General features: G+C 70.5%; 20 protein-coding genes and 1 pseudogene. 5 read left to right on the top strand and 16 right to left on the bottom strand.

The window, feature by feature from the left end:
* Positions 1 to 45: 45 nt before the first annotated feature.
* The 8 genes from ACFYO5_RS10485 to ACFYO5_RS10450 all read right to left on the bottom strand — a co-directional run bounded on the left by ACFYO5_RS10485 (position 46) and on the right by ACFYO5_RS10450 (position 8,519).
* Complete coding sequence (locus ACFYO5_RS10485) at positions 46 to 2,241, bottom strand: xanthine dehydrogenase family protein molybdopterin-binding subunit (protein ID WP_388706624.1); 2,196 nt, start codon at positions 2,239 to 2,241, stop codon at positions 46 to 48.
* On the bottom strand, positions 2,238 to 3,218 hold the full coding sequence (locus tag ACFYO5_RS10480; protein WP_388706621.1) for an FAD binding domain-containing protein: 981 nt from the start codon (positions 3,216 to 3,218) through the stop codon (positions 2,238 to 2,240). The genes ACFYO5_RS10485 and ACFYO5_RS10480 overlap by 4 nt, the downstream gene beginning before the upstream one ends.
* Before the next feature lie 12 nt (positions 3,219 to 3,230).
* On the bottom strand, positions 3,231 to 3,881 hold the full coding sequence (locus ACFYO5_RS10475; protein ID WP_388706619.1) for a (2Fe-2S)-binding protein: 651 nt from the start codon (positions 3,879 to 3,881) through the stop codon (positions 3,231 to 3,233).
* A gap of 344 nt (positions 3,882 to 4,225) precedes the next feature.
* Positions 4,226 to 4,639, bottom strand: coding sequence for a cupin domain-containing protein (locus ACFYO5_RS10470; protein WP_388706617.1), 414 nt, complete (start codon positions 4,637 to 4,639; stop codon positions 4,226 to 4,228).
* Positions 4,640 to 4,731: 92 nt separating this feature from the next.
* Complete coding sequence (locus ACFYO5_RS10465; protein WP_388706614.1) at positions 4,732 to 5,988, bottom strand: MFS transporter; 1,257 nt, start codon at positions 5,986 to 5,988, stop codon at positions 4,732 to 4,734.
* A 184-nt stretch (positions 5,989 to 6,172) separates the two neighbouring features.
* Positions 6,173 to 6,736 carry a cyclophilin-like fold protein gene (locus ACFYO5_RS10460; RefSeq protein ID WP_388706611.1) on the bottom strand — a complete coding sequence of 188 codons (564 nt, stop codon included), beginning with the start codon at positions 6,734 to 6,736 and terminating at the stop codon, positions 6,173 to 6,175.
* 17 nt (positions 6,737 to 6,753) lie between these two features.
* Positions 6,754 to 7,419: an SDR family NAD(P)-dependent oxidoreductase gene (locus tag ACFYO5_RS10455; protein ID WP_388706609.1), complete on the bottom strand. Its 666-nt coding sequence runs from the start codon at positions 7,417 to 7,419 to the stop codon at positions 6,754 to 6,756.
* Between the two features lie 83 nt (positions 7,420 to 7,502).
* On the bottom strand, positions 7,503 to 8,519 hold the full coding sequence (locus ACFYO5_RS10450; protein WP_388706606.1) for a zinc-dependent alcohol dehydrogenase family protein: 1,017 nt from the start codon (positions 8,517 to 8,519) through the stop codon (positions 7,503 to 7,505).
* A gap of 170 nt (positions 8,520 to 8,689) precedes the next feature.
* On the opposite strand from ACFYO5_RS10450, the gene ACFYO5_RS10445 reads away from it, so the two are divergent.
* Positions 8,690 to 9,571, top strand: a complete 882-nt coding sequence (locus ACFYO5_RS10445; protein WP_388706603.1) for a helix-turn-helix domain-containing protein — start codon at positions 8,690 to 8,692, stop codon at positions 9,569 to 9,571.
* Between the two features lie 179 nt (positions 9,572 to 9,750).
* Here the strand turns inward: ACFYO5_RS10445 and ACFYO5_RS10440 are convergent, their stop codons facing one another.
* From ACFYO5_RS10440 to ACFYO5_RS10430, 3 genes and pseudogenes are all read right to left on the bottom strand, one after another.
* Positions 9,751 to 9,891 (bottom strand): RICIN domain-containing protein, encoded by a 141-nt coding sequence (locus ACFYO5_RS10440; RefSeq protein WP_388706600.1) that lies wholly within the window; start codon positions 9,889 to 9,891, stop codon positions 9,751 to 9,753.
* Positions 9,888 to 10,280 (bottom strand): annotated as a pseudogene (locus ACFYO5_RS10435) (alpha-L-rhamnosidase); the annotation flags it as partial. The pseudogene ACFYO5_RS10435 and the gene ACFYO5_RS10440, both read right to left, overlap by 4 nt.
* A gap of 15 nt (positions 10,281 to 10,295) precedes the next feature.
* A complete protein-coding gene (locus ACFYO5_RS10430) occupies positions 10,296 to 10,877 on the bottom strand; it encodes an alpha-L-rhamnosidase N-terminal domain-containing protein (RefSeq protein ID WP_388706597.1) in 582 nt (193 codons plus the stop codon).
* A 121-nt stretch (positions 10,878 to 10,998) separates the two neighbouring features.
* On the opposite strand from ACFYO5_RS10430, the gene ACFYO5_RS10425 reads away from it, so the two are divergent.
* A complete protein-coding gene (locus tag ACFYO5_RS10425) occupies positions 10,999 to 11,667 on the top strand; it encodes a hypothetical protein (protein WP_388706594.1) in 669 nt (222 codons plus the stop codon).
* Positions 11,668 to 12,520: 853 nt separating this feature from the next.
* On the opposite strand, the gene ACFYO5_RS10420 is transcribed toward ACFYO5_RS10425, so the two are convergent.
* From ACFYO5_RS10420 to ACFYO5_RS10410, 3 genes are all read right to left on the bottom strand, one after another.
* Positions 12,521 to 13,696 carry an HTTM domain-containing protein gene (locus ACFYO5_RS10420; RefSeq protein WP_388706591.1) on the bottom strand — a complete coding sequence of 392 codons (1,176 nt, stop codon included), beginning with the start codon at positions 13,694 to 13,696 and terminating at the stop codon, positions 12,521 to 12,523.
* Positions 13,686 to 14,267: a DUF5819 family protein gene (locus ACFYO5_RS10415; RefSeq protein ID WP_388706589.1), complete on the bottom strand. Its 582-nt coding sequence runs from the start codon at positions 14,265 to 14,267 to the stop codon at positions 13,686 to 13,688. Before ACFYO5_RS10415 ends, ACFYO5_RS10420 begins: the two co-directional genes overlap by 11 nt.
* 279 nt (positions 14,268 to 14,546) lie before the next feature.
* The gene (locus tag ACFYO5_RS10410) at positions 14,547 to 15,926 is read right to left on the bottom strand and encodes an ice-binding family protein (protein ID WP_388706586.1); all 1,380 of its coding nucleotides are present in this window, start codon (positions 15,924 to 15,926) and stop codon (positions 14,547 to 14,549) included.
* Between the two features lie 462 nt (positions 15,927 to 16,388).
* Here ACFYO5_RS10410 and ACFYO5_RS10405 point away from each other — a divergent pair, with 462 nt between their 5' ends.
* Positions 16,389 to 17,261 carry a helix-turn-helix domain-containing protein gene (locus ACFYO5_RS10405; protein WP_388706583.1) on the top strand — a complete coding sequence of 291 codons (873 nt, stop codon included), beginning with the start codon at positions 16,389 to 16,391 and terminating at the stop codon, positions 17,259 to 17,261.
* A gap of 272 nt (positions 17,262 to 17,533) precedes the next feature.
* Here ACFYO5_RS10405 and ACFYO5_RS10400 read toward each other — a convergent pair whose 3' ends face one another.
* Both ACFYO5_RS10400 and ACFYO5_RS10395 read right to left on the bottom strand, forming a co-directional pair.
* Entirely contained in the window at positions 17,534 to 17,821 is a 288-nt protein-coding gene (locus ACFYO5_RS10400) for an STAS domain-containing protein (protein ID WP_388706580.1), read from the bottom strand.
* Complete coding sequence (locus ACFYO5_RS10395; protein ID WP_388706577.1) at positions 17,821 to 21,984, bottom strand: SpoIIE family protein phosphatase; 4,164 nt, start codon at positions 21,982 to 21,984, stop codon at positions 17,821 to 17,823. Before ACFYO5_RS10395 ends, ACFYO5_RS10400 begins: the two co-directional genes overlap by 1 nt.
* 266 nt (positions 21,985 to 22,250) lie before the next feature.
* On the opposite strand from ACFYO5_RS10395, the gene ACFYO5_RS10390 reads away from it, so the two are divergent.
* Positions 22,251 to 22,961, top strand: coding sequence for a hypothetical protein (locus ACFYO5_RS10390; RefSeq protein WP_388706574.1), 711 nt, complete (start codon positions 22,251 to 22,253; stop codon positions 22,959 to 22,961).
* Positions 22,958 to 23,314, top strand: coding sequence for an STAS domain-containing protein (locus ACFYO5_RS10385; RefSeq protein ID WP_356564458.1), 357 nt, complete (start codon positions 22,958 to 22,960; stop codon positions 23,312 to 23,314). The genes ACFYO5_RS10390 and ACFYO5_RS10385 overlap by 4 nt, the downstream gene beginning before the upstream one ends.
* The last annotated feature ends 252 nt before the right edge of the window (positions 23,315 to 23,566 follow it).

Raw genomic sequence — 23,566 nt, 5'->3', positions numbered from 1 at the left:
GCTGCCGGACGAGCGGTGTGCAGGCGCCGGGCCGAGGCGCACCGGTCAGAGCAGGGCTTCGGCGGTGATGGGCAGTTCGCGGACGCGGCGGCCGGTGGCGTTGAAGACCGCGTTGCCGATCGCGGCCGCCACCCCGACCTGAACGACTTCGCCGAGCCCCTTGACGCCGAGCGCGTTGCCGTCGTTGTCCTCGCCGTCCAGGTAGATCGCCCGGACCTCGGGGACGTCGGCGTTCACCGGCACGAGGTAGTCGGCGAGGTTGGCGTTGACGATCCGGCCGTCGCGGTGGTCGGTGGCCGTGTGTTCCAGCAGGGCGGTGCCGATGCCGCCCACGATGCCGCCGATCGCCTGGCTGTCGGCGAGCTTGGGGTTGATGACGCGGCCCACGTCGTACACGCCGAGCATGCGCCGGACCCGTACGAGGCCCAGGGTCGCGTCGACGGCGACCTCGGCGAAGGTGGCGTTGTAGGCGTGGTAGGAGTGCCGCGCGGGGCTGGGCGGCCCGGTGTAGGAGCCGTCCGCCTCGAGGTGGGTGCGGTCGTTGCGGGCCAGTAGCGTCCGGTACGTCTCCCCGCGGGCCGGGTCGCCCTGCACGTGCAGCCGGCCGCCGCGTACGACCACGTCGTCCGCCTTCACCCCGTACAGAGGTGACTCGCGGTCCTCGACGGCCAGCTTGATCGCCTGCCGCCGCACCTGGTCGCAGGCGTCGTGGACGGCGGTGCCGACGCTGGCCATGGTCGACGAGCCGCCGTGCGGCGAGGTCGGCGGGTAGCGGGAGTCGCCGAGCCGGAAGGTGACCGTACGCATGGTCAGCCCGAGGGCGTCGGCGGCGACCTGGGTCTGGGAGGTGTAGGTGCCCGGCCCCATGTCACTGGTGGCCGCCTCGACCACAGCGGTGCCGTCGGCGTCGAGGCGGGCCCGGGCCTGTCCGGGGTAACGCCCGGGGTCGTAGACACCGGCGGCCATGCCCAGGCCGATCAGCCAGTCCCCCTCGCGCCTCTGACGTGGCCGGAGGGAGCGGCGCTGCCAGCCGAACTCGCGGGCGCCGACGGTGTAGCACTCGCGTAGCCGACGGGTGGAGAACGGCAGGTTGCTCGACTCGTCCTCGTGCGGTTCGTTGCGCAGGCGCAGCTCGATCGGGTCGACGCCCAGCCGGTGCGCGAGTTCGTCCATGGCCGACTCGATCACGAACGACGCCGAGGCGAAGCCGGGACCGCGCATCCAGATCGGGGTGTTCACGTCCAGGGGGACCGTCCGGTACGCCTGGCTGACGTTCGGCATGCTGTAGAGCATCTGCCCCGCGCCCATGACGGCCTCGGTGAACGTCTCGTACGAGGAGGTCTCGGCGTCGATGTCGTGGATCGCCGCGGTCAGCCGGCCGCGCCGGTCGCTGCCGAGGCGCAGCCGGTACGCGTACGACGGCCTGAAGCCGGTGCCGAAGTACATCTGTTTGCGGCTCAGCACCAGCTTGACGGGGCGCTTCGTCTCCCGCGCGGCAAGGGCTGCGACGACGCTGTGCGGCCAGCAGCGCAGCCCGCTGCCGAAACCGCCGCCGACGAACGGGTTGATGACGCGCACCGACTCCGCGGGCAGGCCGAACACGGCCGCCAGCTCGTCGTGCGTGCCCATCACCCACTGCGTCTTGTCCCACACGGTCAGCTTGTCGCCGTCCCAGCGGGCGATGGTGGCGTGCGGCTCCATCGGGTTGTGGTGATTGCGTGCCAGCCGGTACGTCAGATCCAGCCGTACGGGCGCGCCGCGCAGGCCCGCTTCCGCGTCGCCGCGCGCGTAGGCCGTCGGCTTGTCCGGCTCCGCGTCGTGCAGGTCGGTCGAGGGCTGTTCGGCGTCGTAGGAGACCTTCACCAGGCTCGCGCCGTGCTCCGCGGCCTCCAGGGTGGTGGCGACCACGACGGCTACCGGCTGGCCGTGGAAGAGCACCCGGTCGTCCTGGAAGATCCGCTGTCGCCGGCCCGGCGGGTTGTTCGACCCGGCGTTGTCGCGGTACGGCAGCTTCGGCGCGTTGCCGTGGTGGATCACCCGCAGCACGCCCGGCTGGGCTTCGGCGGCGCGCGTGTCGATCGAGGTGACGCGGCCGCGGCCGATGCTCGCGTCCACGATGACGGCGTGCGCCGCCCCGTCGACATCGAACTCGGCGGCGTACCGCGCCTTGCCCGTGACCTTGAGCCGGCCGTCGACCCGGGACAGCGGCGCGCCCACGGCGGCCTGCGGCTGGGGGCTCACTTCGTACCTCCTACGATGCGCAGCTGGCGTTCGACGGTCCGCTTGAGCAACTCGACCTTGAAACGGTTGTGTCGGAGGGGACGGGCGCCTTCCGCCGCCTGGGCGGCAGCGGCCGTCCACAACGAGTCCGAGGGGCGCTCGCCGACGAGGTGTCGCTCGACGGCCGGCAGCTTCCACGGCACCGTGCCCACCCCTCCGGCCGCCACCCGTGCCTCGCGGATCACCCCGCCGCGCACATGCAGCGCCACGGCCGCCGAGGTCAGGGCGAACTCGTAGGACTGCCGGTCACGCACCTTCAGGTAGCCCGACTTCAGGGGACGCGGCAACGCGGGAACCTCCACCGCGGTGATCAACTCTCCGCTCCGGATGGCCTGTTCACGGCTCGGAGTGCTGCCCGGCCGCAACAGGAAGTCGGTGAAGGGGACCTGTCGCTCCCCGTCCGGGCCCAGCAGGCGCACCTGTGCCTCGAGCGCCGCGAAGGCCACGGCTACGTCGGAGGGGTGGGTCGCCACGCAGGCGTCGGAGGTGCCCAGGATGGCGTGCGTACGGTTGACGCCCTCCCGCGCGGCACAACCCGAGCCCGGATCACGCTTGTTGCAGGGGGCGGTGACATCGCGGAAGTACGTGCAGCGGGTGCGCTGCATGATGTTGCCGCCGATGGTGGCCATGTTCCGCAGCTGGGCCGACGCGCTCAGCTCCAGCGCCTCGGAGATGACGGGGAACAGAGTGCGTACCTTGCGGTGGGCGGCGGCCTCGGCCATCGTGACCAGCGCGCCGATGCGCAGGCCGCCGCGCTCGGTGACGGTGACCTCGTCCAGCGGCAGGCCGCTGATGTCGACCAACACCTCGGGACGCTCCACGGTCTCGCGCATGAGGTCGACCAGTGTGGTGCCTCCGGCGATGTAACGGCCGCCGTGGCGACCGGCTTCGAGAGCCTCCCGCGTGTCGGACACGCGCGTGTAGGAGAACGGATGCATGACGGCCGGTCCTCACTTCCGGCGCGCGGTCTGATCGACCGCGCGCACGATCTTGACATAGCAGCCGCAGCGGCAGAGGTTGCCGCTCATCCACTCGCGAATCTCCTCGGGCGAGCCCGTGTGGCCCTCCTGGATGCAGCCGACGCCGGAGACGATCTGGCCGGGTGTGCAGTAGCCGCACTGGAAGGCGTCCTGGTCGATGAACGCCTGCTGCAACGGGTGCAGTCGGTCGCCGTCGGCCAGACCCTCGATGGTGGTGACGTCGGCGCCCTCCAGACGCACCGCCAGTGTCAGACAGGAGTTGACCCGCCGGCCGTCGACCAGCACGGTGCACGCGCCGCAGGCCCCGGCGTTGCAGCCCTTCTTCGAGCCCGTGAGGCCGAAGTGCTCGCGCAACAGATCCAGCAGCGACGTGCGGTTGTCGACCGTCACCGTGCGGCGTGTGCCGTTGACCGTCAGGAGGATCCGGCTGGACGGCGGCCTCTCAGCGGCTTTCGCCTCCTCCGGGCCGACGAGGGTCGTCCCTCCGATCACGCCGCCCGCCACGACGGCTCCGCCGACCGCGGTACTGGTGGCGATGAAGGTGCGCCGAGTGGGCGCCGCGGCGGACTGGCCGGCGCCGGTGGGGGGTGGAACGGCGGACTCAGGAAGTTCAGTGGGCATACGTACGCCTTCGTATCGCGGACGGATCGGCCGTACACATCGGCGGGACAGGAGACTGGATCTCGTCACCGTGTGAGGAACTGGGCGACCGCGCGGCTTGGCGGCGGCGCCTGGTCACATGGGGAGTCTCGCACCCTCAGGAACGCTCGTGGCAGGGAGACTTTCCTCCCCCCTTCGCTCGCCGTCAGGAGCGGCCGGTCGACATCGTCGGGCCCTGTCGCGCGCGAGGAGGGAAGAGACGGGACGGACCGCGCCGCCGCCTGCTGGTGGGTGCGTCCGTCCTCGTCCCAGGCGCCGTCACGCCCTCAGTGACCCCGGGTCAGGTGATCAATGATGGGCAGGACCTACGGGTTACGGGTGCGGGGACGGTTGTACTGCTCGTCGGTGACCGGCTCGGCCCAGGTGGTCTCGGGGGTGGCGTCGCCGGTGCCCTCCCACAGGGCGAGGTGCTCCATGAACCGGTCGGCGGCGGCGCCGTGCCAGTGTTCCTCGTTCGGCGGGCAGACGACCGTCTCGCCGGGGTGGGCCTCGAAGAGGGTGCCGTCCCTGGTTCCGATCAGGGCGACACCGGAGACCACGTGCAGGGTCTGGCCCACAGCGTGGGAGTGCCAGTTGGTGCGGGCGCCCGGGGAGAAGCGGACCAGGTTGGCGCGCATCCGGGACGGCTCCTGGCCGGCCACGACGACGTCCCACCAAACGTCGCCGGTGAACCAGTCCGCCGGGGCCTTGCTGCTGGGCTGCTGCTTGACGAATTCCATGATGTCTCTCCGGTCTCTGTCGTGCGTGGTCTGTCTCTGGCGGGCGGCGTATCCGCCGTCCAAGGCTGTCCCGTGGAGTCCATGGCGCCGAGTCAGTGCTGCGAGGGCACGTGTGCGGGTTCGTCGTGTCGCCGTTGCGCGGGAGCGCTGCCCCGGGCCACGATCGAGCCCTTGCGGGACGGGCCGTGGACGGCGAGGGCGGTCAGGGGCAGCAGCGTGAGGGCGGCGATGACGGTGCCGACCAGGGGCGGTCCGGTCAGACCGAGGGAGGAGTCCAGGGCCGAACCGGCGAGCGCCGAGCCGGCGGCGATGCCGACGTTGAAGGCGGAGGTGGTCAGCGCCGAGGTGAGGGTGGGGGCGTCGCCCGCGAAGCGCATGGCGAGGGCGGTGACGACCGGGTTGACCGTGAAGCCGGTCAGCCCCATGAGGAAGACGAGGGCGGTGGCCGTCACCGGATCGGTGGACAGCGGGATCATCAGGAGCAGAACCAGGGTGGTGGCCGCGGCGGCCGTGATGGTGGTGACCATCGGACGCCGGTCGCCCAGGCGGCCGCCGGTGGTGGTGCCGCCCAGGGCGCCGACGCCGAAGGCGATGAGGACGAGCGGGACGGCACCTTCGGGGATGCCGGCGCGGTCGGTCAGCAGCGGGGTGACATAGGTGTACGTCGCCAGGACGCCGCCCATGATCAGCATCGCGGCGCCGAGGGCCAGCCACAGCCGGCCCTGCCGCAGGGCCCGGACCTCGGCCCGCAGGGACACCTCGACGCGCCGCTCCTGGGCCGGGATGAAGCGGCCGATGAAGACGGCGGCCAGGCCGGAGAGGACTGCCAGGGCCCAGAAGGGACCGCGCCAGCCGGTGAACTGGCCGGCGAAGGAGCCGATCGGCACGCCGACGACGTTGGCCAGGGTCAGGCCGCCGATCATGACGCCCGTGGCGCGGGTGGCGTTCTGCGGTCCCGCGGCGGTGGTGGCGACGACGAAGCCGACGGACCAGAACGCTCCGGTGGCCAGGGCGGTGACGACGCGGGCGGCGAGGACGACCGTGAAGGACGTGCTGAGGGCGGCGACGAGATGTCCGAGGCAGAACACGGACAGGGCCAGGATCAGCGTCAGGCGCTGAGGCAGGCGCAGGGTCGCCATGGCCATCCTCGGCGCGCCGACGATCATGCCGATGGCGAAGGCGGTGATCAGCAGACCGGCGTGGGAGACGCTGACGCCGAGGTCACCGGCCAGCTCCGGCAGCAGGCCGGCGACGACGAACTCGGTGGTCCCCATCAGGAACGTGCCGGCGGCGAGCACCCAGACGACGAAGGGAAGCTTGCCGGGGGTCGTCCCGGACGCGGAAGGCATACGTGGTTCTCTCCTTGAGTAGAAGTCGGTGGGTCGTGGTGGCGGCGGGGGCCGTCCCGGCGAAGGGGACGGCGCGGCCACGTCCTTCACCGTTCCATGGAGCGAAGCGGACGAAAAGGGGAGAATATTCTCCCCCCTCTCAGATGAGTGTCCGCGTGGGGGGGAAGCGGTGCGGTCGCGCGGATCAGGGCGCGGCTTCGATGGTGATGCGGTCCGCCCCGGCAAGGCGGTCGCTGTCGACGTCGACGTGGCCGAGGATGAGCAGGTCGGCATTGGCGGAGTCGCCGTCGCGGTAGAAGAGGGCCAGATTGCCCCAGGGCGCGTAGTAGGTCAGGTCGCCGGGCTCGGGCGCGGCCGGTTCGGGAGCGCCGGAGGTGGTCAGCCTGCGCGGCAGGTCGGCGATCCGCTCCGTCTGGTGGAAGTCCTCCAGGTCCAGGGTGAGCGGGAGCAACTCGGCGAGGTCACGGGCGGCAGGGCTGTCGTTCAAGGTGGCGTCGACGGGATGGCCGTCGAGGGTGACCCGGATGTCCATGGCGCTGTTCCTGTCGGACGGTGCGGTGTTCCTGTCGGAGGGTGCGGTGCTCCGGTCGGACGGTGCGGTGCTCGCCTCGGCCGTCGGTGTCTGCTGTCGGGTGGAGGAGGCCGCAGGCGGGGAGGCCGGCGAGGTGTCGGTGCAGGACGCGACGGTCAGCAGGACAGCGGTGGCCGTGGCGGCGCGGGCGAGGGCACGGAGGGCGGCCGCGTGCATGGGTGTCGTCCCTGGAATCAGTCGGGCAGGGGCTCGGAGTAGTGGCGGAAGCCGTCCCGCTGCCGGTGGATGTCGAACAGGCGCTGCGCCAGGGCGTCGGGGCTGCTCTGCTCGGCGTCGGGGCGGATGGCACCCGGGATGATCAGCTGAGCGGCGTGAATGTTCTCCGGGGCCAGCGCGTCGTGGAGCATCTGGGCGTAGGCGCTCTCGGCGGCGAAGGCGACCGAGGTGCCGGCCACCTTCGGGTTCGGTCGTACGGCGCTGGAGCCGTTGACGAACAGCAGGGTGCCGCGGCCGAGGTCGCGCATGCCGGGCAGGACGGCGTTCACGGCGGTGACGGGGCCCTTGACGGAGAAGGCGAGCGGGGTGTCGAGGTCGTCGGCGCCCGTGTCGAGCACCGGCTTCATGAAGTCGGCGCGCGGCACCGGGCTGTACTGGAGGATCTCGACGGTGCCAAGGTCGGCCGCGGCTGCGTACAGGGCCGAGGTCAGGGACTCGAGGTCGAGGACATCGGCCGTGTAGCCGCGAGCCTGGATGTTGTCACGGGCGAGTTCGGCCGTCAGGCCGTCCAGCTTCTCCGCGTCGCGGGCGATGAGGGCCACGGTGTGGCCCGCGGTTCCGAAGCGGCGGGCGGTGGCAAGTCCGAGACCGGGTCCGGCACCGATGAGGGCGAAGGTCGTCATGGTCAGTCCTTGTGCGAGCGGGGTGGTTGCCGGTCCGGGGCCGCACCGCGTCGGTGCGGCCCCAGGTGTGGACGCGAGTGCGCTCAGGGCTTGAGGAGGGCCTTGATGGCGCGGCGCTCGTCCATGGCCTTGTAGCCCTCGGCGACCTGGTCGAGGGGCAGGGTGAGGTCGAAGACCTTGCCCGGGTTGATCCGGCCGGACAGGACCCGGTCGATCAGGTCGGGCAGGTAGCGGCGCACGGGGGCGGGGCCGCCGCGCAGACCGACATGCGAGAAGAACAGCTCCTGGCCGTCGACGGCCACCTCGTGCGGGACGCCGACGAATCCGACGTTGCCGCCGGGCCGGGCCGAGTGCAGGGCCTGCCGCATCGACTCGGCGGTGCCGACGCACTCCAGGACGGAGTCGGCGCCGATGCCTTCGGTGAGGTCCTTGACGCGGGCGATGCCTTCGTCGCCGCGCTCGGTGACGATGTCGGTGGCGCCGAACTCGAGGGCGAGCTTCTGGCGCGACTCGTGACGGCTCATCGCGATGATCCGCTCCGCGCCGAGTTCCTTCGCGGCGATGACGCCGCACAGGCCGACCGCGCCGTCGCCGACCACGACGGCCGTGGAGCCGGGCTTGACCTCGGCGGCGAGGGCGGCGTACCAGCCGGTGCCCATCACGTCGGAGACGGCGAGCAGGCTCGGCACGGATTCGGCGTCGGGGTGCTCTTCGGTGGCGACCAGGGTGCCGTGGGCGTTGGGGATGCGCACGTAGTCGGCCTGGCAGGTGCTCATGAACTCGCGGTTCAGACAGGAGGACTGCCATCCGTTACGACAGTTCACGCAGGTGTTGTCCGAGGTGGCGAAGGAGCCGACCACGAACTGGCCCGGCTTGACGTTGGCGACCTCGCCGCCCACCTCCTCGACGACGCCGACGTACTCGTGCCCCATCGGGTGCGGGTCCCCGATCGGTTCCGCGCCACGGTAGGGCCACAGGTCCGAGCCGCACACGCAGGTGGCGACCGTGCGGATGATCGCGTCGGTGGGCCGGGTGATCCTCGGGTCGTCGAGGTTCTCGAAGCGCACGTCGCCGGGGGCGTGAATGACTGCTCCGCGCATGGGGTGCTTCCTTCGGTGCGAGGGTCGGTGTGCCGCAGCGGACGTCGTGACCGGCTGCTCGCTCTCGAGCCTCACACGCGGAGCCAAGCACGAAAAGCGGAGGAATCCGTCCTGGGAGGGAAACATCCTGGGAGGAAACTCTCCCCCCTTCCCCAGGTGCGACCGGTGTCATGCTGTCCAGCATGACCAGCAACGTTCCTCTCAATGAGCTGGGGGAATTCCTCAAGAAGCGCCGCTCGGAGCTGAGCCCGCGCACGGTCGGGCTGCCCGAGACCGACAGACCCCGCCGGGTCGACGGGCTGCGCCGCGAGGAAGTCGCCCAGCTCGCCAGCATCAGCACCGACTACTACACCCGGCTCGAACAGGGCCGCATGCAGGCATCCGCGCCCGTGCTGGACGTGCTCGCCCGGGTACTCCACCTGGACGACGACGAGCGCGGCTACCTCTTCCAGCTCGCGGGCAAGACCACGCCCCGCACCCGGCGCCGCGGCCGGCAGAAGGTCCAGCCACAGTTGCAGCGGGTCCTGGACGACCTCACCGCCACACCGGCCGTCGTGCAGGGCCGGCGCGGGGACGTTCTGGCCTGGAACGCGCTGGCCGCCGCCCTGGTCACAGACTTCTCCCAGCTCGCGGAGAAGCACCGCAACTACCCGCGGATCATCTTCACGGACCCCGCCATGCGCACCCTGTACGCCGACTGGGAGAGTTCCGCGCACATCGCCGTCGCCCAACTGCGCATGGAGGCCGCCAAGTATCCGGAGGATCCCCGTCTGATCGAGCTGGTCGGTGAACTGTCCATGCGCGACAAGCAGTTCGCCCGCTGGTGGGGCGATCACCATGTCGCCGCCCGCACCGTGGGCACGAAGACCCTCAACCATCCGGTCGTCGGTGAACTCGTCCTGGACTGGGACACCCTCACCGCCAACACCGACCCCGACCAGAATCTGACCGTCTGGACCGCCGAGCCGGGATCCCCCACACACGAACGGCTGCGCATCCTGGCCTCCTGGGCCACCGACCATGACCTGCCGGCCTCCTCCCCCGTCGGCTGACCGCGACGGGCCGCCGCCGCACGACGCCCGGCCGCCGGGTCGTTGCGTTCGTCACCACCTCGGCTGCCGGGCCGGGGGGCGTCACTGAGCGTCCGCGCCCCGGCACGGATGGGGACTCCGGGCGGGCCGAGGTGCACGGCCCGCCCGGAGTCCCCGCCCGTCGGGGGTTGCCCTGCGCGTCAGACGACCATCCACTGCTGGTTCGCGCCGGCGGTGCACGTCGCCTGGCCCAGGGCTGCGCCGTTGGCCGTCGACGCCCCGGCGGCCTCCGGGCACTTGCCGCTGTTGACGTTGGCGAAGGTGACGTAGCCGCCGATCACCGCCTTGCTCGTCCGGGTCGCGGACGGAAGACGATGTCGCGGTAGCCCGGCGTACTCGCGTCGAGCCCGGCGACCGTGCTGTGCAGCCACTGGGCGACGGCGCCGAGGGCGTAGTGGTTGAACGAGGTCAACTCGCCGGGGTTGACGGTGCCGTCGGGCAGCATGCTGTCCCAGCGTTCCCAGATGGTGGTGGCGTCGTGCTTGAGCGCGTACAGCCACGATGGGCACTCCTGCTGGAGGAGCAGGGCGTAGGCGGTGTCGTGATGGTGCGTGGCGCTCAGCGCCGGGGCCACCAGCGGAGTGCCGATGAAACCGGTCTGGATGGTGTGCCCGCCCGCCGCGACCAGTTCGGCCAGCCGGTGTCCCGCGGCGACCCGGGAGGCGGTGTCGGGGAGGAGGTCGAGCTAGCCCTGGCCGGCGCGCCAGGAGGTGTCGGTGCCGACGACGGTGACGGTTCCGTCGCGGTGGACGATCTCCAGCTGGGCGAGGAGCGCGACCCGGTCGCCGAAGGGGTCGGCGTGGCCGCCGCCGAAGCCCAGCCGCCCCCCGTACCAGCCGTCGGCCAGCCACGCGCCGATGGCGTTGGCACCGGCGCGCAGGTGGTCGGTGACGTCGTGGGTCTGGTAGCGCAGCCGATGGTGGTAGCTGGTCCAGCCGGGCGCGAGGGCGTGGTCGCCGACGCGTCGGCCGTTGATCTCGATCTCGTACAGGCCGTGCGCGGTGACGTACAGCCGTGCGCGCTCGACGTCCGCGGCGACGGTGAACTCCCTGCGCAGCAGGGGCGGTCGGCGGTCGGCGTCCGATCTCTCCGGCCGGTGGGGCTCGTGCGGCGCGATCGCGCGGGCCGTCCAGTCCGTCGGTGTGAGCAGGCCCGTCTCGATGCGCAGCGGTGGGCTCCAGTCGCCGGCCGCCTGGTCGGTTCCGCGGACCCGCACCCGGACCTCGCAGACTTCCCGGGCGGGATTTCCGCGGACGGTGTCGGTCACCGATTCGCAACGGAGGGCGCGAAGGGGCGATCGGAGGAACCGAGGTGTGGCTGAATATGGTCCCTCAAGCTGACGCGGTTACGTAGGCAGCGGCCGCTGCCACCACGACGGGGGACACATCATGCTCATCCTGCGCCACTGCAGACCGGTCGCGTTTCGTACGCTCGCCCTGAGCGCGTGTGCGGTCGGCGCCCTGGCCTTCACCGGCTGCTCCCAGGACTCCCCGGACGCGGAGGGTACGGCGGCGCCGGCCGTGACTTCCTCGCAGACCAAGGGTGAGCAGGGCGCCGAGGGGACCGCGTCCGCCAAGGCGTTGCCCGCCGGGAAGACCTCACCGTCGGCGGACGGCGAGGTTTCCTCTCCCCCGGCCCCTGCGGGTTCTCCGGCGTCGTCGGCCGCCGGCGCAACGGCGTCTGCGGAGTCCGGCGGTGGGGACGACGGCTGCGACCACAAGATGCCGATCTCGCCGGACGAGATCGCCGTCTACCGCTACACACCCGAAGGCGGGTCCCTGAGTCTCATCGTCCGGTACGGCAACTGGGGCTGCGGCACTCCGGATTCCGACGGCGCGCCGTTCGAGACGGTCGGCAAGGAGACGTATCTGCCGATGGACCAGGCCGCGTACGTCACCGTCACCGACCCCATCGTGGCGAGTACCGAGAACCAGCCCATCGGTGTCCAGGAGTTCCTGGACTGGCTGGAAGCACACCCCGACAGTGGTCTGGTCTTCCAGTACCACCTCGGCGCGGACGGAGTCGTCGACCGTTTGGAACAGGTGTTCACTCCCTGATTCGGCGTCCGAGCCGCAGTCGTCGTCAGGATTTCCCACGCGGCGGCCGCCGACACCCGAACAGAACGGGGAGGCGTCATCGGCAGGGAGTCGTACGCGACCGTGTGACACGCCCTTCGGTCCTCGTCGTTCATCCCCTCCGAGGCGTGCGGGAGGACCGCGGCCTCGTACATCGCGATGCTCAGGAGGACCCGTCGGCAATCCCTGCCGCTTGGCCGTGGTCTCCGGGATCCGGACGGGAGTCACCTGCGCCGGGTCGGGGGAACAACCCCCATCCCGTCCGGGGCGCCGAGCCGACCCGGAGGATGCCATCCGCACGCCGGACACACGACCGTTTCGACAGCAGCCCTGGCCCGGCCGCACAGCCACCACCCGCCCCCAGGTAGGACGTCTTCGCGCATGACAGTCTCGACGTGACCGCATTCGCGGTGCCTACCAGAGTCAGCTGCCGTGCGGTGATGTCGGCCGTTCCCGGACCGGGGCATCTCGTCGATCAGCGGCGCGGCCTGATCCACCTTCCGCCGACGGTTCTGCTGTTCATCCGGTCGGCATTTGCCGGGCTGTCGGGAGGCAGGGTCGGTTTCCGCTCGGGAAGGATCCACGGCAGGGACGCGAGGCTGTCCACGGCGACCGTCGGTGAGCGCGAGGAGGAAGGCTTCGCCGCCCGGCAGGAAGCCTGCCGGGCGGACCTGGTCAAGGATGCCGTTGGTGGTGCCGGGCTTGCGGTGGGTGCAGGACGGCATGTGCTGAGGCGGTGTCCTCAGTGCCTGTTGGGGCGGTGGCCGGGTGCACCGGCTGTCGCAGGATGGCGTGGGTGTGCAGAGGCTGCGGGCCGGCTGCCGGGGAGCGGCTTCTATTCACGTACCTTCGCCCCGGACGGTGCCGGACTGTCGCGAGCGCCTTGTGCGTGCAGGGTCGCGAATTCTGCCGACTGCCGGGGCGCCGGCAGCCGGATGCCGCAGCGCAGTGCCGTGCGCCGGCCGAGGCGAGGCAGGAGGGCGTAGAAGCGGTCGGGGAGGAACACGGCGTCCGCGATGATCATCGCACCCGAGAAGAGGGGCAGTCCCAGGAGGAACGCGATCCCGAGGTGCATGCTCAGCAGCAGGACGAGCACGGGGTACTTCAGCCTGCCGAAGAGCACGAAGGGGAAGGCGACCTGGGTGAGAACGGTCAGGTAGCTGACGGCCGCGATCACCACCGGGTACTGGTCCAGGAAATGGGAGAGCACCGGCCAGGGCCGGAAGAGTTCGAGATTCAGCACATAGTGGACGGCGGTGCCGTCGCCCCACAAGGAGCCCTGGACTTTGTACAGGCCCGCTGAGCCGTAGAGGAGGCAGACCTGTGCCGCGATGACGAAGACGGCGCAGTTGTGTACCACTGTGGTCAGGGTGATGCGGGCGGCCCGAAGCTGTCGCGCGGAGGGTTTGCGTACCCGCTGCGGCCCACCGTCCGTACGTGCGGCCTCCATCCGCCTTCTGCGTGAGTCCAGGGACCAGTGCCGACCGCAGGAGGTGAGCGTGAGGTACAGGGCCATCAGAAGGATCAGGTTGTCGCCCCCGTCCGTCATGAAGATCGCCCTGGCGTGGAACGACGTCACCACGACGGCGAACAGCAGGGACGTACCCCGAGTCCGCCAGCCCAGCGTGAACAGGGCGCACGTCACGAGAGCCAGCGCGTAGCACAGCTCGAAGTAGACCGGGTTGTCCGACAGGAGGAGGACGGAGAACCAGCCCGTCTGGTCGAAGAGCTGTGCCGCGAGGGCAGGTGTCCACGCGGCGCCGGGGCCCCAGATCTCGTGCCGGTGCGAGAACTCACGCAGGAGAAAGGCCAGATAGAGCGACCCGTATCCGATACGAAGAACCGACGTGGCGTACAGATGGACCGGCCGGCCGGTGACGAGGTCCCCCAGAGCACGGGCCCTGATGGCCAGCCGTCCGGTACCCGCGCCCGCCGCCGGCGGCTTCCGGTTTGCGGGGCGGCCTGGCACGGCTGCCGTGCCAGGGGCTTCCCGGAGACGTTCACGCGCCATGGGAGGTCACCTTCCACCAGGGCAGAAGCCGGTTTTCGACGGGCGCCGGCGGACGGTCACCGGACGCGCCAGGCGCGGCGACGGGCCGTGTCACGACCCTGAGTTGAATGAAGCCGAACCTGCGGCCCCGGTCGTGATCGGCGGCACGGTCCGCGGCGATGTTGCTCAGATACTTCCGCATCATCTCGGCCCGTTTCGACCGGGCCGTGTCATCCGCTCCGTGCGTCTCGACGTAGGAGGACCAGGCGCGGCGCAGGAGATTTTGAGCCGTGTGGCTCGGAAACGCGTGGTGCTCGACGGCGACACGGTCCGCGGCTGTCAGGTCGAACCACGGGCCCACCCGCATCGTTCCGTCCGGGGCGGTGTGCGCGGTCCTCGCCAGGACCTGCCGGTTGACCGAGTCGGGATTGGGGGCGAAGAGCCGCCAGTTCTGCTCGAAGAGGGGGTACACCCATGCGTTGATCTGCTGGTCGTACCGCCGTGACAGGGAATTGGGGGGAGCCACCGCCAGGAAGACGACGGTGACATGCACCAGGGCAGTCAGCAGACACAAGCCCACGGCACTGCGCACTCCGGCTTCCAGTACACGCGCACCGACGTGACGTGCGCCAGGTGGGCCCGCGTCGTCGTGACCTTCCCGCGGCTCCCACGAGAGCCGGCCGGAATCGGGCTGCTCGCATTCCCTGACCACCACTGATTCAATTCCGCTCGACACCGTCCACCCTGTCTTCTCACACATAGCTGTCCGGCGCCCGGAAATTCGGTTGAATCGCGCCGGAGGCGCGCGGCGGAATCGATGGTTTCCGCCGCGCGCCGTCATTCGCGGAAAGGACTTCGCGCAGTCTCCTGCCTAGTCCGCGTGGCCCTCGTGGCCCTCGTGGCCCTCGTGGCCCTCGTGGCCCTCGTGGCCCTCGTGGCCTTCCTTGTCTTCGTGGCTCTCGCGGCCCGCGTCACGTCCGGATTCCCCGGAGCCCTCGTGGCCCTTGGAGTCCCCGTAGTGCATGTAGTCCTCGATCTTCGGCTGGTTGCCGTAGCCGTAACCGCCCGGAACGTCGGGCTTGCCACCATGGCCGTGGCCCGGCTTGTCGCCCGCACCCGGGTGTTCCGCGCCCGGCTTGCCCTTGCCGGGGCCGCCCTCCTGGCCCGGTCCGCCCGGCTTCTCGGCGTGGTCACCGGGGGCGCCACCCGCGGTGTTGCCCGAGGTGTTCCCTGTGGTGACGTTGTTCCCGGCGGTGTTTCCGGCCGTGTTGCCCGAGGTGTTTCCGGACGTGTTGCCGGCGGTGTTGCCGGCGGTCACGGGACCCCCGGTGACGAGCGGCCCGCCGAGGAGGCCGCCGCTGACCAGGCCGCCACCGGTCACACCGAGGATGGTTCCGCTCGTCGCTCCGCCGGTGCTGGTCCCACCAGTGGTTCCGGTCGTCGTTCCGGTCGTCGTTCCGGTCGTGGTCCCGGTCGTGGTTCCGGTCGTGGTTCCGCCGGTGGTGTCGGTGGTGCAGCTGTTGAGGAAGATCCGGTTGGTGTCAAGCGTCACGGCGCCGGTGCGGGCCAGTGCCCGGCCCTCGATGTTGGTGCCCGTGGTCACGTGAATGTCCGTCAGGGCCATGATGGTCCCGACGAAGGTGGAGTTGGTGCCGAGCGTCGCCGAACTGCCGATCTGCCAGTACACATTGCACGGCGAGGCGCCGTTCGTCAGGAGCACCCGGCTGGAGGACGCCGTCGTCAGGGCCTCCGGAATCTGGAACACCCACACCGAGTTCGGGTTTCCCCCGGCGTCCAGGATCAGATCACCGGTGAGCCCGACACCGGAGGAAGCGGTGTAGACGCCCGGAAGCAGCGTGGTGCCGTTGCCGATTCCGGCCGCCAGCGCGAAGTCCGTGGCCTGGCCGGCCGCGTTGTTGTACGCGGTGACCAGGTCCGACTTGGCCTGGAGAGCGACGGCGTCAGCAGCGTGCACCGCACCGAGCACCTCGCCGGGCGGGAAACCGGTGATGGACGGATTCGGATGCGTGCCGAGATCGTGCCCGATCACCGTGGCGCCGGTGTTGGTGACACCCGCGCCAGCCAGGACGGAGAAACTCGCGGCCGTGCCCAGCGGTACGGGCGTGGCGATGGCGAGCGCCTGGGTGGGGGTCAGCACGAGCATCGCTGCGGCAACCGTCGCGGAGATCACCGACGCCAGCACGCTGGGCAAGGTGCGGCGGCGAGCTGTCAGGTGGAGCTTCATCTTCATCAAGAGGCCGATTTCTGTGGAGGCCGTGGCGGACCGGGCCCTACCAATCGCCCGGAAGCCTTTGATCTGGTCGCCGCATATTACGGAGGAATCTATCCGCAGCAACAGCAATGGGCCGGGAGTCGAGGGCGCGAAATGTGAATCCCTCGAATGCACGGGAAGATCTTGGGAAATGCATATTTCCGATCATCTATTGTGTTCATCAAAATCAGGGGGATGTCGGGTAAGGCTTTCTGATGGGGGTAGCGAAACCCCGCGGCTGCCCGGACAGCTCTCCTAGTCCGGCGGCCCATGGCTTTGCGGTCGGTCTCACCGGCGGGCTGACACAGACCGGGGAAAAAATGCCAAGGTCACGTTCCACTTCGCCGGCCTTCCGCGCACGGCGGCATGGCGGATGATCAGCAGGCCGTGCCCCATGGGAACCTCGCACCGGACAGGACGTGGAACGGAGGCTCCCCCGGCATGGCGGCGAACATCAACCCGACAACGCGCCGACGTCGTCTGGGGGCGGAACTGCGTCGGCTCCGGCAGGCCAGCGGGTTGAAGAGCACGGAAGCGGCCGAGCGGCTCATGGTCTCCCAGCCCAAGATCAGCCATATGGAGAACGGCCGCCGCGCTGTCAGCCCGCGCGATGTACGCGACCTGTGCGTCATCTACGGGGTGACAGATCAGCTGCTCGTCGACTCCCTGATGCGCATGGCCCAGGAATCCGCACAGCATGGATGGTGGACCGCCTACGGCGACCACCCTCAGAGCGTCTACATCGGTCTGGAGACCGACGCCGCCTCGATCCACACCTACCAGCCGCTGGTGATCCCCGCCCTGCTGCGGACTCCCGCCTACGCCCACACCCTCATCAAGGAAACGATCCCTCCACTCACCCCCGAACAGGCCGACAGGCGGCTCAAGGTGCTGCTCCGCCGGCAACACCGGCTCTACGACACGACCTCCCCGCTGCGACTGTGGGCCGTGCTGGAGGAATCGGTCCTTGGCCGGGAGATCGGCGGCCCTGACGTCATGCGCGAGCAACTGGAACACCTGAACACACTCGCCACCGAACCTCACATCACGGTGCAGGTCCTCCCCGCCACGGTGGGCGCCCACCCGGGCCTGTCAGGACAGTTCTCCATCCTGCAGTTCACCGACGGCCCGCAGGCGGGCGTGGTGTACCTGGAACGCTTCGCCAACGACCTCTGCCTGGAGAAGCAATCCGACGTGCAGTGCTACGGCACGATGCACGAACACCTGCAGGCCGAGTCCCTCAGCCCCGACCGCACGCGCGACCTCATCACGGATGCCACCAAGGTCCACATCGGTGTGACGCGCCGTTCGTGAGTCCCCGTGCGCGGCGGCTTCGCGACCGGCGTGCCGTAGTCGGAAGCGGCTGCTCCGGCGGTATCCGCGCGCGTCAGGGCCAATGCCCCGGAGCCGAGGGACGGGCGCGAGTGAGCCGGAGGGCGCAGTCCGTCACGGTCCACGGCCGTCCCGGGGTCACACCGGCCCGTGACGAAACGCGGGCCACCGGCGGGAGAGGCTGTCGCGCGGAAGCCGTGTGGGCCGCGCCGGACAGGACGCCCGGGTGAGCAAGGTCCGGGCCCGCCGGCAAACTACAGACCGTGGACGGTGGTGAGGTCGGGGAGTCCCGAGATCGTCAGCACGGGGGCGAGGAGCGGGGTGGCCACGAGTTCGAGGCGGTCGGCGCGGGCGAACAGCACGTTGAGGCCGGCGCTGTCCAGGTATTCGACGCCGGTGAGATCGAGGAGGACGAGGCCGTGCGTGGTGTCCAGGGCGTCGGCCAGGGCTTCGGTGTTGGTCATGTCGATCTCGCCGACGGCTGTCAGCAGCGCGGTGCCATCGGGCCGTCGGCCGTGGGTCAGGGTGAGCGGAGTGGTCATCACGCGATCCTCGTGTGCATGTCGACGGTGGTCCCGGCGGCGCCGGAGGTGATGGTCACCTGGTGCATCATCGCTTTCATCAGGGTCATGCCGCGGCCGCGGTGGGCGTTGGCATCGGGTTGCGGGGTCTTCCACTGTCCTGTGTCGGCGACCACCAGGCGCACCTCGTTCACATACGCCTCCGCGCGCAGCCGGACGGGGTCGCCCGGGGTGTGGCGGTGGCCGTGCTCGATGGCGTTGGCGCAGGCCTCGCCGACGGCGACCAGAACGTTCTGCGCCGTGTGCGGGGGGAGCTGACACCGTTCGAGCCAGGTGCGCAGAGCCTTGCGGACCGGCGCGAGCTGTGACGACTCGGCAGGGAAGGTCATCTCCAGCGGGGCGGGGTGGCGGTACAGCAGCAGGGCGACGTCGTCGTCGTAGCCGGTCTCGGGAGCGAGGCGGTTCATGACCTGGGTCGCGAGGTCGTCGACGGCGGCGTCCCTGCCGTCCTGGACGGCTTCGCCTGCCTGGTCGATGCCCTCGCTCAGCGGGCGGCGACGGCGCTCGACGAGGCCGTCGGTGTACAGCAGCAGGGTGGCGCGCGCGGGGATGGTGCATTCCCCCTCGGGGCGTGGTCGGCCGGGGCGGACCGCCAGCGGGAAGGACCGCCCGTCCTCCAGGAGGTCGATGGTGCCGTCGCGGTGGGCGAGAATGCCCGGCGGGTGGCCGGCGCTGGAGTAGGTGAGACGGCCGGTCTCCGGGTCCAGGACGCCGCAGAACGCGGTGGTGCACAGGGCGCCGGGGATGCCGGCGGCGAAGTGGTCCAGGGCCATGAGGGTCTGGGCGGGGCTGGCGTCTTGCAGGAGCAGGGCGCGGCAGGCGCTGCGCAACTGTCCCATGACGGTGGCCGCTTCCAGTCCCCGGCCGACACAGTCCCCCACCACGATGCCGATCTGCCCGTCGGGCAGGGCGACGGTGTCGTACCAGTCACCGCCCACTTCCAGGGGCTGAGTGGCGGGTTCGTAGCGGACGGCGAAGCCGTCGGGGAGGTGGGACGGGCCCAGGATGGCCCGTTGCAGGGCGATGGCGGTCTCGCGCTGCTGGTCGATCTGGTGGACGCGGACCAGCCCCTGGGCCAGGTGTCCGGCCAGCAGCGACAGCAACAGCTTGTCCTCGTCGGTGAAGGGCCGGCTCTGCCCCAGATCCACCCACAGCGCCATCGGGCCGTCGGGGTGCTCGATGGTGATGCCCGCACTGGTGTGGTCGGTGACCGGAGTCAGCAAGGGCCGCTCGCACAGGGCAGCGAGTGCCTCGCGCCGGTCGGCGGGCACCTCCTGCCAGTCCGGCGCGGCGTCCGCGGCGGTGAGTACGGGCTCCGCTCGATGGCCGAAGACGACGGCCAGGACCTGCCGGGCCCGCCAGAGGTCCTTCAGTTCCCTCAGGGCACCGGTCAACGCCTCGGACAGACTGGTGGCCTGGGCGACGCGCAGGCTCAGCGCCGCGAGGGCGCTGTCGCGCTGGATGGCGTAGTGCTCGGCGGTGACGTCACGGAAGGTGCCGACGATGACGTGGTGTCCGGTGTCGGGTTCCTGTACCTGGTTGAAGGCGGCATCGATCCACAGCCGATGTCCGTCGCGGTGAGTGACGGGAACGGTGTAGCGGCCGTGTCCCTCGCCCATCAGACCGGCGAATGCCTCGGCGACCTGCTGGTGAGCGTCCGGATCGCTGTCGGTGTCCGGCCACCACGGGTGAATCGGCGCGTAGGGGAGCTCGTCGGGCCCATAACCCAGGATGTCGGTGAACGCCGTGTTGATCTCGGTGACCGTGCCGCCCTCGTCGCAGACGAAGAACCCCTCCTGCATCGAGTCGATCAGCGCGGTGCGCCAGCGGGCGTGATGGGTGCGCAGCCGGGACAGTTCCACGTTGGCCCGCACCCGGGCCAGCAGTTCCGCCGCCGCGAACGGCTTGACGAGGTAGTCGTCGGCACCGGCCTGAAGCCCCTCGATGGAGGCTTCCTGACCGGCTCGGGCGGAGAGCAGCAGCACGGGCACGGCCGCGGTACGCGTATCGGCGCGCAGCTCCCTCACCAAGGACAGCCCGTCGAGGCGGGGCATCATGACGTCGCTGACCACCAGCTCGGGGGCGTCGGCGCGGACGGCTCGCAGGGCTTCGTACCCGTCGACGACCGCTTCCACGTGGTATCCGGCGCCCCGCAGAATGCGGGTGAGGTATTCGCGCATGTCGGCGTTGTCGTCCGCGATCAGCACCCGTGCCGGTACGACGGGGCCGGAGGTGTAGGGCGCGGCGCTGTCGGACGTCGGCACCATGGGCGCGTCCGGGCCGGACCTGCCGGTGGGCAGCCAGCGCAGCGCTTCCAGGACGTACGGCTCGGCCGTGGCCGAGACCGCCCCGGCGGACGCGACCGGCGCGAGGGCGTCGGCGGGCAGGTGCCCTGAGCCGAAGGGCAGCCGGATGGTGAAGCGGGTGCCCTCTCCCACCGTGCTCTCGGCGGTGATCGTGCCGCCGTGCAGGCCGACGAGTTCCTTGACCAGGGCGAGACCGATGCCGCTCCCCTCGTTGGAGCGGGAATGGGCGGTTTCGATGCGGTGGAAGCGTTCGAAGAGCCTCGGCATCTCCTCGGCGGGCACGCCGATGCCGGTGTCGGCGACCGTGATGACGGCATGGTCGCCCTCGCCGCGGACCGCGACGCTGATGGAGCCGTCGAAGGTGAACTTCAGCGCGTTGCTGAGCAGGTTGAGGACGACCTTCTCCCACATGCCGCGGTCGATGTACACCGGCCTGTCCAGTGCGGGGCAGTCGACCTCGAAGGTGAGGTCGGCCTTGTCCACGGCCGAGCGGAAGACGCTGGACAGCTCCGCGGTGACCGCCGACAGGGCCACCGGCTCGTACCTGGCCTGCATCCGCCCGGCCTCGATGCGCGAGAAGTCCAGCAGGCTGTTGACGAGCTTGCCCAGGCGCAGCCCGTTGCGGTGGATGGCCTCCAGCTCCTCGCGGACCCGGGGGTCGGCACCGTCGAGCCGTGCGCGGAGTTCTTCCACCGGCCCCATGATCAGAGTGAGCGGGGTGCGGAACTCGTGGCTGATGTTCGAGAAGAACGTGGTCTTCGCCCGGTCCAGCTCCGCCAGCTCCTCGGCCCGCCGCTGCTGGGCCTCGTAGCTGCGCGCGCTGGCGATCCCGGCCGCGATGTGTCCGGCGACCAGCTCGACGAAACCGCGGTAGCTCGCCCCCAGGGGACGGTAGCGGTTCAGTCCGGCCACCAGGAACCCGTAGGGAGCACTGCCCTGTTGCAGCAGGGGCACGACCAGGGCCTGCGTGGGCGGCTCGGGCCACTCGCCCTGGGGCAGCGCGGTGAACGGGGCGCCGTCGAGGGCCAGGACCGCGGACTCCCCCCGGGCCAACGCGGCGGTCGGCCAGTGCGTGTCCCCCGCGTCCGTCGGCAGGGTGACGGGCGCCGCGGGGTGCCCGGTGGGCAGCCCGGTGGACCCCGCCAGTCGCGCGGTGCCGTCCGGCTGGAAGAGATACGTCAGCGTGAACGGCAGGTCACGGGGGTTGCGGCTGAGCTGCTGCCCGGCGAAGGCGAGGATCTCCTTCTCGGTCCGTACGACGCTGGGGTCCGAACCGAGATCCCGCAGCGTTGCCATCCTCCGTTCGCCGATGACCCGCTCGGTCTCCTCGCTGACCACGCACAGCATTCCGACGACCGCGCCGGAGTCATCACGCAAAGGGCTGTAGGAGAAGGTGTGGTAGCTCTCCTCGGGATATCCGGAACGCTCCAGAAGGAGCAGCAGCGCCTCGTCCCAGGTGGCCTGGCCCGTGGTCAGCACCGTGTCGATGCGCGGGCCGATGTCGCCCCAGATCTCCGCCCACACCTCGCTCGCCGGACGGCCCAGGGCCCAGGGGTACTTCTGGCCCAGCGTGTCCCGGCGGTAGGCGGCGTTGCAGAAGAAGGTCAGGTCGGGCCCCCACGCCATCCACATGGGAAACCGTGACGAGAGCAGGATGCTCACCGCCGTCCGCAGACTCTGCGGCCAGCCGTCCGGCGGCCCCAGCGGGGTCGCGTCCCAGGCCACCGCGGCAAGATCCTCGCCGATCGCCTCGTCGGCGGCGAACACACCGGCCGCCGCGGTCGGCGGCCGGTGCTCGGCATCTGCAGAACGCCCCACAGGAGACCCTTTCGTTCATGCCATCCACCCGGTCGGCGTGCGGGAGCGAGTGGCCGGATCCGAGTACCGCGTCCTCAACAAGTCGACGTACCCACCGAAAGGGCAGACAGGCCGACACGAAGGGCCTCGGACCGGCATGTGGTCCGCTCGGTACTCTGTTCGTCCTGCCTACGTCGAAGTCGATCGCTTCGTATGATAGGGCGGCGGGTCAGGGCACCAGCAGACGGCATGGTGTCGGAGCGAGTCACAGAGGGGGGCACCAGGCAATGGCTGCGAGTCTCCCGGCACGCCTTCTCGCCCTGCCCTGCGACGAGGACAGACGCGTGGCCACCACGGCCACCGTTCGCAGGTACCCGCTTGCCGACACCTCGTCCGATCACGCTCTCGACAGGAGCGTCTCCCTCGCTGCCGGCATGCTCGGCACGCCCATGGCCGGCACGGCGGTCGTGGACACCGACCGGTTCCGGTTCCGGTTCCGGTTCCGGTTCCGGTTCCGGTTCCGGTTCCGGTTCAAGGCTGCCCGTGGCCTGCCTCACGGTACCGAGGCGGAGCGCCTGCCGGGGCTGTCCGCCTCGGCCGTCCTGCGAGCGGGCTTCCACCTGATCACCGACGCCGTCACCGATGCGCGCACCGCAGAGCACCCCCTGGTCCGCGGTGAACCCGGTATCCGCTGCGACGCCACCGCGCCGATCGCCACCGTCGACGGGCAGCGCCGGGCACCGTCAACGCGCTGGACGCCCGCCCTCGCCTCCCTACCGATCGCCGGCTCAGCTCGGCATGGTGGAGGATCTGACGGCGCGAAGGTCACCAGGCGTCTCACAGCCGTCGGCACACCGTCGACCGACCACCCGCCGCAGACTGTGGACGACCTCCTCGACAGCCTGGGTCCGGGAATCGGCGACGCCCCCACCGCCCTGCAAGCCCTGTCCGTATCCGTACGCGTACCGTCCGCATCACCCCATCAGGAGAACCGGTGACCGAGCCCACCCTGACCGTCGACCAGCAGATCCACGGGACCGGCCCCGTGGTGCTGAAGGTGACCGGCGACCTCGATCATCACACCGCGCCGCAGCTCACCCAGGCGCTGGAAGGTGTCCCCCTCGCCCTTGGCTCCGCCCTGGTGATCGACCTCTCCGGTCTCACTTACTGCGACTCGACCGGCATCACCGTGCTCGTCACCGCCTACCACCGCACCCAGGCCGCCGGCAGTTCCCTCAGCCTGGCCGGACTCGGCCACGACCTCACCCGCGTCTTCCAGACCGTCGGCCTCGACCAGGTGTTCACCTTCCACCCGACCAGCGACGACGCCCTCGCCGCACTGCGCCACTGACCGGCCCGCCGCACCACACCCGCGCCGGTTCACAGGGCAGGCTGCTTGGGCGGTACGGGAGGAGATGTCGCCGGGGGAACGGGCCTGGCGGGGCCATCACTCCGTCTTCACCCACTGATGTTGGCCGCCCTCGCCTCGTGCGTGCAGCCAGTCCGTCCGCCCGCCCGCCAGTCCGCCAGTCCGCCAGTCCGTCCGAAGAGAGATCAGTTGATGAGGACCTGCGTGTTCTGGCATGCGCTCAGCAGCACGGAA

Source organism: Streptomyces sp. NPDC006259 (assembly GCF_042870975.1).
Classification (GTDB): Bacteria; Actinomycetota; Actinomycetes; order Streptomycetales; family Streptomycetaceae; genus Streptomyces.
Note: the sequence above shows the minus strand (reverse complement) of the source record. Positions and strands in the feature narration are given on the sequence as shown.

Bases quoted from the DNA above. Each gene is read 5' to 3' on its own strand.
- ACFYO5_RS10475 (WP_388706619.1), bottom strand. From the start codon at position 3,881: ATGCCCACTGAACTTCCTGAGTCCGCCGTTCCACCCCCCACCGGCGCC.
- ACFYO5_RS10460 (WP_388706611.1), bottom strand. From the start codon at position 6,736: ATGCACGCGGCCGCCCTCCGTGCCCTCGCCCGCGCCGCCACGGCCACC.
- ACFYO5_RS10390 (WP_388706574.1), top strand. From the start codon at position 22,251: ATGGCTGCGAGTCTCCCGGCACGCCTTCTCGCCCTGCCCTGCGACGAG.
- ACFYO5_RS10405 (WP_388706583.1), top strand. From the start codon at position 16,389: ATGGCGGCGAACATCAACCCGACAACGCGCCGACGTCGTCTGGGGGCG.
- ACFYO5_RS10470 (WP_388706617.1), bottom strand. From the start codon at position 4,639: ATGGAATTCGTCAAGCAGCAGCCCAGCAGCAAGGCCCCGGCGGACTGG.
- ACFYO5_RS10465 (WP_388706614.1), bottom strand. From the start codon at position 5,988: ATGCCTTCCGCGTCCGGGACGACCCCCGGCAAGCTTCCCTTCGTCGTC.
- ACFYO5_RS10450 (WP_388706606.1), bottom strand. From the start codon at position 8,519: ATGCGCGGAGCAGTCATTCACGCCCCCGGCGACGTGCGCTTCGAGAAC.
- ACFYO5_RS10480 (WP_388706621.1), bottom strand. From the start codon at position 3,218: ATGCATCCGTTCTCCTACACGCGCGTGTCCGACACGCGGGAGGCTCTC.
- ACFYO5_RS10420 (WP_388706591.1), bottom strand. From the start codon at position 13,696: ATGGCGCGTGAACGTCTCCGGGAAGCCCCTGGCACGGCAGCCGTGCCA.
- ACFYO5_RS10425 (WP_388706594.1), top strand. From the start codon at position 10,999: ATGCTCATCCTGCGCCACTGCAGACCGGTCGCGTTTCGTACGCTCGCC.
- ACFYO5_RS10445 (WP_388706603.1), top strand. From the start codon at position 8,690: ATGCTGTCCAGCATGACCAGCAACGTTCCTCTCAATGAGCTGGGGGAA.
- ACFYO5_RS10455 (WP_388706609.1), bottom strand. From the start codon at position 7,419: ATGACGACCTTCGCCCTCATCGGTGCCGGACCCGGTCTCGGACTTGCC.
- ACFYO5_RS10400 (WP_388706580.1), bottom strand. From the start codon at position 17,821: ATGACCACTCCGCTCACCCTGACCCACGGCCGACGGCCCGATGGCACC.
- ACFYO5_RS10410 (WP_388706586.1), bottom strand. From the start codon at position 15,926: ATGAAGATGAAGCTCCACCTGACAGCTCGCCGCCGCACCTTGCCCAGC.